Genomic DNA, 10,705 nt, shown 5'->3' with positions numbered 1-10,705 from the left:
AAGGGGTGACGTTTTTTAATGTGGACGAAAATGAATAGCCTCAGTAATATGTCATATATGAGTTTTTGGTGGTTGTTTTCGTTCAAATATGGGTCTTGTATGAGCTCCCAAACATCAAGCAAAAAAAGCCAGCCCGTTATGCCGGCTCCGGTGAGGAGGGCACTGCAAGGGGTAGGCGAAGCTATTTCCGTGGCGCGCCGTTTGCGTGGCTGGAGTCAGCAGGATCTGGCGGTCAGGCTGGATGCTTCGGTCAGCACGGTGCGGCGTATGGAGGATGGCTACCATGGCACGGCGCTGCATACCTTTTTGCGCGCACTGCATGTGCTGGGCCGGCTGGATGCGGCAGTGGAACTGCTGGCAATCGAGCAGGACCCGCTGGGCATGGAGCTGGTGCGGGAGCAACTGCCCAAACGGGTGTCGGGAAGCAGGCGGACCTATCAAAAAACTGCTGAGCAGCAAAGTTCACAAGTTGCCGAGCCAACCGATGAGCTGGAGGGCTTCTGATGAGCAAGAATAATCGCCAGCTGGAAGTACGGCTTGGGCAGCAGGGGTTGCTGGTTGGGCGGCTGTTTATCAGCAGTGGCCGGCGCAGCGGGTTTGCCTATGACGAGCGCTGGCTTGCCAGCCCGGATTTTTTCAATCTGTCGCCAGAATTGCAGCAGGTGTCTGGTGTGCAGTATCCGACAGGTCTGTTTTTTTTGGCGCTGGAAGATACCGCTCCTGACTCCTGGGGTGAGCGGGTGATTCGTCGTGTCCATGCCAAGCTCAGGCGGGCAGGGGGCGTACAAGAGCCGTTGATGCCGGTTGATTTCATCCTCTGGGTTGATGATGCGGTGCGTGTGGGTGCGCTGCGCCTGTTTGACCCTGAACAGCAGAGCTATTTGCGCTCTGGAAGTGAGCATCGCCATGTGCCGCCTTTGGTTGAGCTGGCGGCTGTGTTACAGGCCAGCCGGGCATTGGAGTCGGGTACGGAAAGCGAGCAGGATTTGCAGTATCTGCTGGGGCGGGCAACCTCGCTGGGTGGTGCCAGACCCAAGTCCACAGTGATTGATCTGGATGGCTGCCTGGCATTGGGCAAGTTTCCCAGCCAGGCAGATCAGCGGGATGTGATACGCGGCGAGGTGCTGGCCATGCACCTGGCAGCGCGTGCGGGTATCCGGGTTGCCGACAGCCGGGTTGAGCTGATTGGCGATACAGCGGTGGCGGTGGTTCGGCGTTTTGATCGAACGGCCGGGGGAGGGCGGATCCCGTATTTGTCGGCAGCATCCTTGTTGCAGTCATCAGGCCGAGAGCGGGAGCATGCCTACACAGAACTGGTGGATGTGTTGTTGCAGGCAGGTGCCGATCCGCTGGCGGATATTCATGAATTATGGCGGCGGTTGGTATTCAACTATCTGATCTGTAATACCGATGACCATTTGCGTAATACGGCGTTTTTGTATGACGCCAGAAACAGGGGTTGGCGTTTGTCACCTGCGTTCGACCTGAACCCGATGCCGGGCGATCTGCGAGAAAGCAAAACCTGGCTGACCGAAGACCGCGGGCCGATAGACAGCAAAGCAATGCTGCTGGATGCGGCGGAGTATTTTCGTCTGGGTTCTGACGAAGCTGCAGACACATGGCAGGAGGTTGAACAGGCTGTTGCCGGCTGGAGGCCTTTGGCCAGGCAACTGGGTATGGGTGCACCAGATTTGGCGGATTTTGAGCCGGCTTTTTTGTGTTGATGCCACAGGCTGTTTTGCATGCTTCGCGAGCAGGATGCAGTTGTTGAGTCCACGGATGCTGCGACTATGCGCAGCATGGCGTGGTCTTCTTTGCCCGTCATTCGCGCGAGCATGGCGAGTTGCAGAATCCATGGGTGCTAACGATCGTGCGGACATGACAACGGCGGCTGGCAGGCTTTATTTCAAGCCAGTCCATTTGTGCAGTGTTTGCAAAACGCAACGCCGGCAAATGCCGGCGTTGTTCGTTTGGGTTACTACAAAAACGGGCTGGGTTTGCCGCTGCTGCTGACATACAGGTGCCGCATGGCACGGGTGGCGGCGACGTGGAACAGGGCGCGTTCAGTCAGCTCGCCGAGGCGCTGCTCGACGGGGTCGTCGGTGTGGCCGCTGTATTTGAGCGGGACTACCTGGTCATTGACGGCAACGATGAACACGGCGCGGAACTCCAGCCCCTTGATGCGGTGCATGGTGGCCAGACGTACGCCGGGGTGCTGTCGGTTGTCGCGCTCGCGGGACAGGCGCCAGGTTTCCAGCCCCTGGTCTTGCAAGGCTTGTTCGTATTGCTCGCACAGGTAATTGGTGCGCGCGACAACGCAGATGTCGCTGGCCTGAATTTCATCCTGCTCGATCAGCTCGCGGATCTGGTGGGCGAGCCAGCCTGTCTCTTCCTGCGTATTGCCAAACTGCTGGACTACAGGTGCTTCACCCTGTACCAGCGAACGGTAGTCATGGCTGCTGTCGCTGCCTTCATCCAGGTCGTCGATGGGCTGGTTTTCCAGCAGGGCGGTGGCGTAGCGACGGATCAGCTCGGTGGTGCGGTAGTTGATTTTCAGCTTGCGGCCACGGCCGGTGATGTTGATACCGGAGGCGCGCAGGCTGGTGGTGCGCTGGTAGATGCGCTGGTGAGCGTCGCCGACAATGAAGATGTCGTTGGGCTGTTCGGGGGCCAGATGGCGCAGCAGGCTGTAGGCCTGGGCGGTGAAGTCCTGGCCTTCGTCCACCACGATGGCGTGATACTGGCGGCTGTCCTGGCCCTGACGCAGGATGTCGATGGCCTGGTGGATGGCATCTTCGGCGGTGATGGCGTCACGGCGGGCGAGCTGGGCGCGCATTTCTTCAAACACCGGCCAGATGTCGGCGCGCTGGCGGCGGTTGAGGGCGACACCACGGCCGGTGCGGCTGGCAAGGAAGTAGTCCTGGCGGGTACGCACTTGCTGGGGCAGGATGACGCGCTGCCATTCTTCTTCGTAGAACTGGGCGTGTACGTCCAGATCGGAAGGACGCAGGCCCTGCGCGAGGTTCCAGCTTTCCTGATAGAGCGGGTTGCCTGAGTAGACCACCCGGGACTGGAAACCGTTGCGGCGCACGAACTGGCTCACCCAGGCGTCCAGGTTGATGACTTCAATGCGTTGCAGTTGCTCGGGGGTGCAGATGGCCTTGAGGTTCTCGCGGATGTCCAGCGCCAGGTTGCTGGTGAAGGTGGTGAACAGCAGGTTGGCGTTTTTTGGCCAGTCCGGGCGCGACACCAGCCAGCGGGCGCGGTGCATGGCAACGACGGTTTTGCCGGTGCCGGCACCGCCGAGCACACGTACCGGGCCGTTCCAGTCGCGTTCGACCAGGCTGCGCTGGGTGGGGTGCAGGAACACGCGCCATTTATCCAGTGGCGCGTTGAGCATGCGGCCCAGCTCCTGTTCGTCTTCGGGGACGTGGAACTGGCGCTGGGAGTGGCTGCGCTCCAGTGCCGAGGCGTAGTCGCTGGTGTCGATGGTTTCGCTGCTTTGCGGGCCGTAGTCTTGCAGGATGTCATGCAAGCTGGTGCCGGCGGCCAGCAGGTACAGCGCTTCGAAGGCTTCAACCGGCAGTTTGCGTTCCATGGTTTCGAGCTGTTCGTCACTGGTCAGCTGTTGTACGGCATCCAGATGCCCGGCGGGGACGCCGAGGCTGAGCAGGGTTTCGCTGTCCAGGTTGAACAAGGGGTTGGCCGCAGGCTGTGGCTGTGGTGCTGCGTATTCGGGTTTGCCGGCAGCTGGCTGCGGCTGGTCTTCGGGCAGGGTTTCGCTTTCATAGAGTTGCAGCGCACCGGTGCGGGGGTTGATTTCGCAGCGGTGGCGGGCGGCCCAGTCGTAGGCGTCGTCGTGTTTGTCTACCCAGAGCAGCACATAGACATCACCCTGTTCGGGGCTGAGGACGATGCCACGATAGTCCTGGTCGATGCGTACCGAGCGCAGGTTTTTGTCGCGGGCATGACGGATGACTTCGTAGTTGATGCCCGGCGCACGCGGGTTGGCGCGAAAGCGGGTGACGAAATTCATTACCGAGCGTTGCTGCTTTTTGGGAATGCGGGAATAAGCGGTGAGGAAATCACTGCCCAGGGCTATTTTGGGGGCGAGGTTGGTCATGGGGCCTCCTTGGCAAAGGCGTTGCTAATGTGTTGCAGCCAGTCGGGGTGTGCAAGGCTGAAGAGTTGCCAGTCGGGCAGGGCTGGCATGTCTGTTTCGATTATCAGGGCGATGCGCTGGTCTGGCCAGGCCAGCTCGGTTTCGAGCTGGACGGACTGGTCGCTGCCGGTCAGCTCATGACCGACCTGCGGCACGGGAATGCCCAGCTGCATCAGGGCGTCCAGCTGGCCGGCGTCGAGTACCGTCAGTTCGGCGACGTCTTGCCAGGCCTGTTGATCAGGCTGGGTGGCTGCCGGTTCTGCTGCTGGCAGTTCAGCGGCTGCAAAGTGGCCCTGCATGATGCTCTGGTGGGTGGCGGCGTGGAGCCGGACACCGAACTGGTACAGGTTGATGGCTTGCCAGAAGTCGTGCCAGGCACTGGCATAGGCGGATTGCCGGTCTTCCTGGTGCTGGCGGTCGTCGAGCAGGAGGAAGACTTCAACCGGCGGTTGCGGGCTGCCCAGCTGCTGGATTTTGCTCAGCGGAATGTAGGTCAGCAGCTGGGTGAGCTGGCTGTCATGGGCGCTGACGGCTTCCAGGCTGGCGGCATCGTCCAGCAGGGTGCGGGCGATCAGCTGCTGTACTTGCAGGTTTTGCCGTGGTGCCTGTTGTTCCAGGTGCTGGATACCCGGCTGCGGGGCAAAGCCGGCGATGGCCAGAAACAGGGCGGCTTGTTGCTGCATGTGGCGTGCCTGCTGGTAGTCGGCCAGCCAGTGCTGCAGCAGTGTCAGCGGGCTTTGGCCGACCCATTCGAGCATGTCACGTGCCGCCGGGGCCTGGAGCTGCTGCTGGCGCATGGCCCAGTAACCCTGGCTCTGGCGTGAAGCGTTGTAGCGATTGAGCTGGTGCTGGAACAGGCGTGAACCGGCTGCAGGCAGCCCCCGGGTGATGGTCTCGGGATCGGGGATGTCGTCCCAGGTCAGGGTGAGCACATTGTAGCCGGCCTGCATCAGCGCCATGCGTTTATCAAGATCGTCACGCACCTGATGACCATGGTACTGGTAGCCGTCCAGGTAGATCAGCAGTTCGCTGTTGCGGCCACGTTCGGCCTGGCGCAACGGACGCAGGACAAAATCGGGCCGGGTGGACAGGGCGATACCCTGTGACGGGCCATAGTCTGCCTGCAGCTCCAGCTCCCACATGGGAGGGTTGTCGCCTGCGTCGAGGCTGCTGAGCCAGTAGCCGGTCTTGTTGTTGACCAGCTGGGCGCTGACCTTGAACAGTTTTTTCAGGACGGCAAGGAACCGGGCTTCGAAGCGGCTTTCGAGCAGCTGGTTGATGTTGACTTCGCCGAGCTGCCGGATGGGCTTGAGTGTGTCGCGGCTGGCGAGGATCTTGCCAAGCAATTCGGTGGCGAGCTTGCGTGAAATGAGGCTTTGCTGGCGGCTGGTGCGATACGCGAGGATGCAGGCATAACAGCCGTCTTTGCTTTCATCCGGTACACAGCGGCAGTTGGCCAGCTTGTCGCGGGCGCTTTGCAGCAGGTTGAACAGGTTGTCCGGCTGCAGCAGCAATTGCTTGAGGTAGCCGGTACCGCCGGGTACCCGGTCGTAGATCACCAGATATTGCTTGTGCGCACCCGAGGCGGGTTCCTGCATTTCGGTGATTTCCAGGTGGTCTACCGCGCCGTGGAAGTATTCACGCAGGCCCATGTTCAGCGCGGCACGCAGGGAGTGACGGGCTGTTTCCGACTCGGCGACGTCAGCCAGGGGCAGCAGGATGCGTACGGCTTCGGACTTGAGGTCGCGGTACAGATAGAGGCTGTCGAACCAGTCTTCCGGGGCTTCTGTTGTGCCGGGTTGTGAAAGCGGACAGTCGAGGGCATGAGCGCGGTCTCTGTCCTGTTTGCGGCGGGTGCTGCTGACCTTGCCGCAGTGGCGGCAAATTTTGAAGCCGGTGCGGCTGCTTTCATGCCCTGCCACGGAAAAGCCGTTGAGGTTGTTGCCCGGCTCGCCAAAGTTGATTTCGCGGAAGCTGGCCTGGCGGACAAATTCGAAGCCGAAGGGCAGTTCGGGGTTGTCCAGATGGAAAGCACGCTGGACCTGGCCGGGCTCGATGTCGATCAACAGCTGGCGGGAGTAGAAGCGCGGTTCGCGCTGTTCGCTGTCGTCGCTGATACGGTCAAAGCGGGAGTTGGCGCGGGCATAGACCTGTTTGAGTTTGAGCAGGGTGCGCAGCTGGCTGTTGTCGGCCCAGTGCGGAGTGCCGCAGCGTGGGCAGGCGCTGTGTGCGTGCTGGCTGGTGGCTTGTTCTTCCGAGTAGTGGCAGGCGGGACACAGCCGCCATTGTTGCGGTTCGGACAGGCGCAGATCCACCTGGTCGATATTGATCTTGTGTTCCGAGGCGTAGAACTCATTGTCGGGGGCCAGTTCGCTCAGGGCGGTCTGGGCCGGGCGCTGGAACTTGAGGGGAAGGCGCTGGTAGTTCGGCTTTTTTTCGTCGTCGTGGCTGTCGCCTGTTGTTTCTTGCTGTTCCAGGCGGCGAATGATGACCGAGTTGAGGGTGACGCCTTCTTCGGGAAAGGCATAGTTGGGCAGCAGGCCTTCATCGGTGAAAAAGTTGAGGGTAGGCTGGGCGTTGATGGTGCCGTTGAGGCGGATCAGGGCCTGGCGCTCGTCCTCAATGTCGCGGAGCAGGCGTTCCTTTTCCTGGTCTTGCGGGCCGCTGGCCAGGCCGTCATGACGTTTTTTCAGGTCGCGGATGCGTTTGGCGTTGCTGTCCCTGGACTGGAACAGGGCTTGCAGGCGGTTGCGGATGCGCCAGGTCAGCGAGGGTCTGTCCTGTTCGTCGTCAACAGTGAAAATGAAATCGTGCAGGTGCTGGCGCCCGTCGTCATCCAGCTCGGGAAACATGTGCAGAAAGTCATCGAGCAGGGGCTGGCGTTGCTGGTTGATGTAGTGCAGCAGGCTGAAGGGGAAGCGCTGGTTGTCCTGCGGATATTTGAGGTTGTTGAGGACGCCGCCCACGGCCTTGGGCAGGGCGCTGTCGTCGATGCCACTGGCAACCCAGCGGTCGAAGGCAAAGGCAATCAGCTGGCGTTCCAGTACGGCGGTGGCGTTGAGGAACACGCCGGGGGTGCTGACTTCGCCGGCCAGCATTTCCAGCGGTTGCTGGTAGAAGTAGTTGTCGTGGGAGTGTCCCGTTGCAATGGTCAGGGCCAGGGCGTTGCCGTTGGTACGGCCGGCGCGGCCTATGCGTTGCAGGTAGTTGGCCTGGGTGGGCGGAACCGAGCAGAGCATGACGGCGGACAGGCTGCCGATGTCGATGCCCATTTCCAGGGTGGGAGTGGCCGACAGCAGGTTGATGTCCCAGCGTTGCTGTCCCTGCTTGAATGACTGCTCTGTACGTTCACGCACTTTGCCGTCAAGCAGGCCGGTATGCTCGGCGGTAACCAGGCGGCGCGGGCTGGCCTGATAGCTGGTGTGGTTGGCGGTCTGCCGGAGGGGGCGGTATTGACCGTGGCAGTGATGACGGGTGCAGGGCATGTCGGTCCACCAGGCCAGCATGGTTGAGGCAACCTGGACCTGGTGGCTGCAATGGTTGCAGGTCAGGCTGTTGACGCTGTTGCTGACTTGCCAGTAGCTGGTGTCGAGCAGCCAGGCATCGTCATTGCCCATGTTGATGTTTTTCAACCAGCCGTGGCGCTCCATGATGCGAACCATGAGCTGCATGGCCTGCTCGTATTCGGCGGTGGCCAGCACAGTGGCGTCGCTGGCCAGCAGCTTGGCAAACCAGCGGTAATACCAGGTGCTGTGACGGCGGGTTTTGCTGCCGAGCAGGCTTTCAAAATTGTTGCTGACATGGGGCAGGGTGATGGCTGCGGGGGGCGGGCTGCTAAAGCCGTAACCGGGCAGCCAGAAGCCCTGCCTGTTGAGGGCAAAGACATTGCCCTTGTTGCTGACGTAGCTATGCAGGACCGGGTCGTAAAAAGCGCCTGTCAGACGCCAGTGATCCAGCAGGCCGATCAGGTAGGCTGTTAGCCGTGGTTGCTCCAGGTCACGCAGGCTGCCTAGCTCTTCGCGCCATTGTTGCAATAATGTGCGAGACAGCTGTTCCAGCTCGTCATTGTCCGGCAGAAGCGTAGCGATGCTGCTGCGCTCCAGGGTGCGGCCACGCCGGGCGTGCTGGCCCAGTTCGCTCAGGGTTTCCCAGCGCAGGCGTTTTTCCACCATTTGCAACAGGTTGCCGCCAGGCAGCCGGCCTTCGTCCATCATGCTCCGGTAGTCGTTGAGCCATTGCATGTTGGCGGCGATGAAGGTGCCGACAAAGTCTTCCGCTGTGGGTAGCTGGCTGCGCCAGTGGCGCGGTACCTCGTCAATGAAATGCGCCAGACTGCTGTTCTGGCCCTGCTCGCGTGCCACGGCAGCGATGGCGTGGCGCAGGGTCTGGCGATAGGTGCGGGCACCAAAGAAACCGGCGCGGTGGGCGGCGTCCTGTACCGAGTCCGAGAAGGCAATCAGTTTGTAGTCGTGGTTGCAGTGGGAGCCATACAGCTGGGCGATCATCACGCTGGCAAGGCTGGCAGCACGTGAGCCAAGAATTGAAAGGCTGTTGACTGCCTGGCAGTGCGGACAGCGTTCGTCACGTTGCGGGATATCCGCATTGGCGTTGACGAGATTGGGTATCCAGACTGGCAGCAGGGCAGGAGATTCAACGCAGTTGGGGCATTGGTTTGTGCTGCTGGCAAGCAGGTGCAGGCAGCCGGTGCAGAGGTTGTGTGTTCTGCCTTCTTGCCAGTGTGCCGGATTGTCGTCTGTGGCCAGGGGGTAGAGCAGAATGGCATCGGCAGAACGTGAGAACCAGGCCTGGTAGAAGTCCTGATAGTTGGGGCGGATTTCCTGTTCGCCCTGGCGCTGTATGGCCCCCCAGGCAGCCTGGTGGCATTCGCGACAGTGCAGCAGGGGCAGGTGCAAGGGGTCGGTGGTATTGGGCAGGTCGTCCGCGTGGACCAGTCGGGGCTCGCTGCTGACGCTGGCCAGCATGCGTCGCAATTCGCGCAGCCAGAGCTGAACACGAACCTGTAGCAACGGTGCAACCTTGTTGCTCTTTTTGTTTTGCCAGGTACGGGCAACTGAAACGAGCGCACACAGGCTTTCAATCAGGCGCTGGGCGTGTTCCGTGTTCTTGAGAGAGAAGGCCTGCTGCCACTGTACGGCCAATTGCTCAAGATCGACCAGCGGCTGGCTGGAGCGCAACAGGGCGGCAAAGGCAAAGTGCTGATGCAGCATCTGGCCCAGCTGGACGCAGGCGTCTTTGTACTCTGCGGATTCGGGGTCTGCATCGAGGGCGAAGTCGGCTTCAAACCACAGATGAGCCAGTTTTTTCAGGTAGGGTCCCTGGCCTGAATGGCCTGGCAGCAGGTCCCGGGACTGGCATTCGGGAAAGCTGCTGAACAGATATTCATCATGTTCCCGGTAGTCCAGTGTCAGCTCACCGGCCTGGATGAGCTGGTTGCGAAAGCTGTCCAGATATTCGTCCACATCAAGACGGTCTTCCATGATGATGGCATCTGGTGAAAACCCGGTGGCGAAGATGTTTTGGGCGTAGTCGAGCATTTGCTGCTGGCTGTTTTTACCGCCGATGGTGGCCGAAGTGCCAACGCAGGCAAGTTCGTTGCCCAGTTGCAGCTTGTCGCGCAGGCGACGAACCAGACAAGCCAGGTCGGTGCCCTGGGCGCCGTCGAAGGTGTGCAGCTCATCCACCACCAGGTATTTGAGCAGGCCGCTGGTGTTGAGGTTATGTTGCCAGATGACCTGATCCGCTGGTCGCATCAGCAGAATGTCGAGCATTTTGTAGTTGGTGAGCAGGATGTCGGGCGGGCTTTTGCGCAGGGTGTCACGGTCGGTGATGACGTGATCGGCCCCCATGACCCTGTGCGGGGTGGCTGTGTCGCCGGTGTACATGCCGACTGTCAGGCGGGTATCCAGTTTGGCAACTTCTTCGGCAAAACGGGTGGCCTGGTCGGTGGCCAGGGCGTTCATCGGATAAATGATGATGGCCTTGATGCCCTGCCGGCGCTCGCCGCAGCAGTAATCGAGAACGGGATGGAGAAAACACTCGGTTTTGCCCGAGCCTGTGCCGGTGGCTATCAGGGTGGATTCGGCCAGTGCGCCACACAGACGCTGATATGCCATGAACTGGTGCTGATAAGGCGGAAAGTTCAACTTGACATGGTTGAATGGCAAGGGCTCGTTGTTATCGGGTTGCCAGGTGCGAAAGGGTAGCTTGACTTCCAGCCATGGCCCTTGCAGCAGGTTGCGCGGCTGCGCGAGGAACTGACTGATCAGGCTGTCATGGCTGCCCTGGTTGAGGCCGGCAGTGGTGACCGGGAAAGCGCTCAGAAGGAAATGTTCGAGCTCTGTCCTGATTTCCTGGGCCAAGAGGGTGGGAAGCATGATCGTTCCTTAAAGACTTCAATAATTACCGGGCAGATGCGGGAGGCGGGCCGAAGGCTGCTCAGCAGCTGTTGCCATGGCTTGCGATTGCCGGATTCTACCTTAAAAATTCCCGAAGGGTTGTTTGACGACAGGCAAACCGGATGGG

The 10,705-nt window shown here is 60.7% G+C and carries 4 protein-coding genes; 2 read left to right on the top strand and 2 right to left on the bottom strand.

Annotated elements, in window-relative coordinates; translation table 11 throughout:
- Window positions 1-189 precede the first annotated feature (189 nt).
- Both AR306_RS09385 and AR306_RS09380 read left to right on the top strand, forming a co-directional pair.
- Window positions 190-504: a helix-turn-helix domain-containing protein gene (locus AR306_RS09385; RefSeq protein WP_240622536.1), complete on the top strand. Its 315-nt coding sequence runs from the start codon at window positions 190-192 to the stop codon at window positions 502-504.
- Window positions 504-1,724, top strand: a complete 1,221-nt coding sequence (locus AR306_RS09380) for a type II toxin-antitoxin system HipA family toxin (protein ID WP_206167995.1) — start codon at window positions 504-506, stop codon at window positions 1,722-1,724. The genes AR306_RS09385 and AR306_RS09380 overlap by 1 nt, the downstream gene beginning before the upstream one ends.
- Before the next feature lie 254 nt (window positions 1,725-1,978).
- Here the strand turns inward: AR306_RS09380 and AR306_RS09375 are convergent, their stop codons facing one another.
- Window positions 1,979-4,123: a UvrD-helicase domain-containing protein gene (locus AR306_RS09375; RefSeq protein ID WP_101497328.1), complete on the bottom strand. Its 2,145-nt coding sequence runs from the start codon at window positions 4,121-4,123 to the stop codon at window positions 1,979-1,981.
- On the bottom strand, window positions 4,120-10,557 hold the full coding sequence (locus tag AR306_RS09370) for a DEAD/DEAH box helicase (protein ID WP_101497327.1): 6,438 nt from the start codon (window positions 10,555-10,557) through the stop codon (window positions 4,120-4,122). Before AR306_RS09370 ends, AR306_RS09375 begins: the two co-directional genes overlap by 4 nt.
- Between the last annotated feature and the right edge of the window lie 148 nt (window positions 10,558-10,705).

Origin of the sequence: Thiopseudomonas denitrificans (assembly GCF_002866065.1) — a bacterium.
GTDB classification, from domain to species: Bacteria; Pseudomonadota; Gammaproteobacteria; order Pseudomonadales; family Pseudomonadaceae; genus Thiopseudomonas; species Thiopseudomonas denitrificans.
Note: the sequence above shows the minus strand (reverse complement) of the source record. Positions and strands in the feature narration are given on the sequence as shown.

Excerpts from the sequence above, each read along its gene's own strand:
- AR306_RS09380 (WP_206167995.1), top strand. The coding sequence starts at position 504 with ATGAGCAAGAATAATCGCCAGCTGGAAGTACGGCTTGGGCAGCAGGGG.
- AR306_RS09375 (WP_101497328.1), bottom strand. The coding sequence starts at position 4,123 with ATGACCAACCTCGCCCCCAAAATAGCCCTGGGCAGTGATTTCCTCACC.
- AR306_RS09370 (WP_101497327.1), bottom strand. The coding sequence starts at position 10,557 with ATGCTTCCCACCCTCTTGGCCCAGGAAATCAGGACAGAGCTCGAACAT.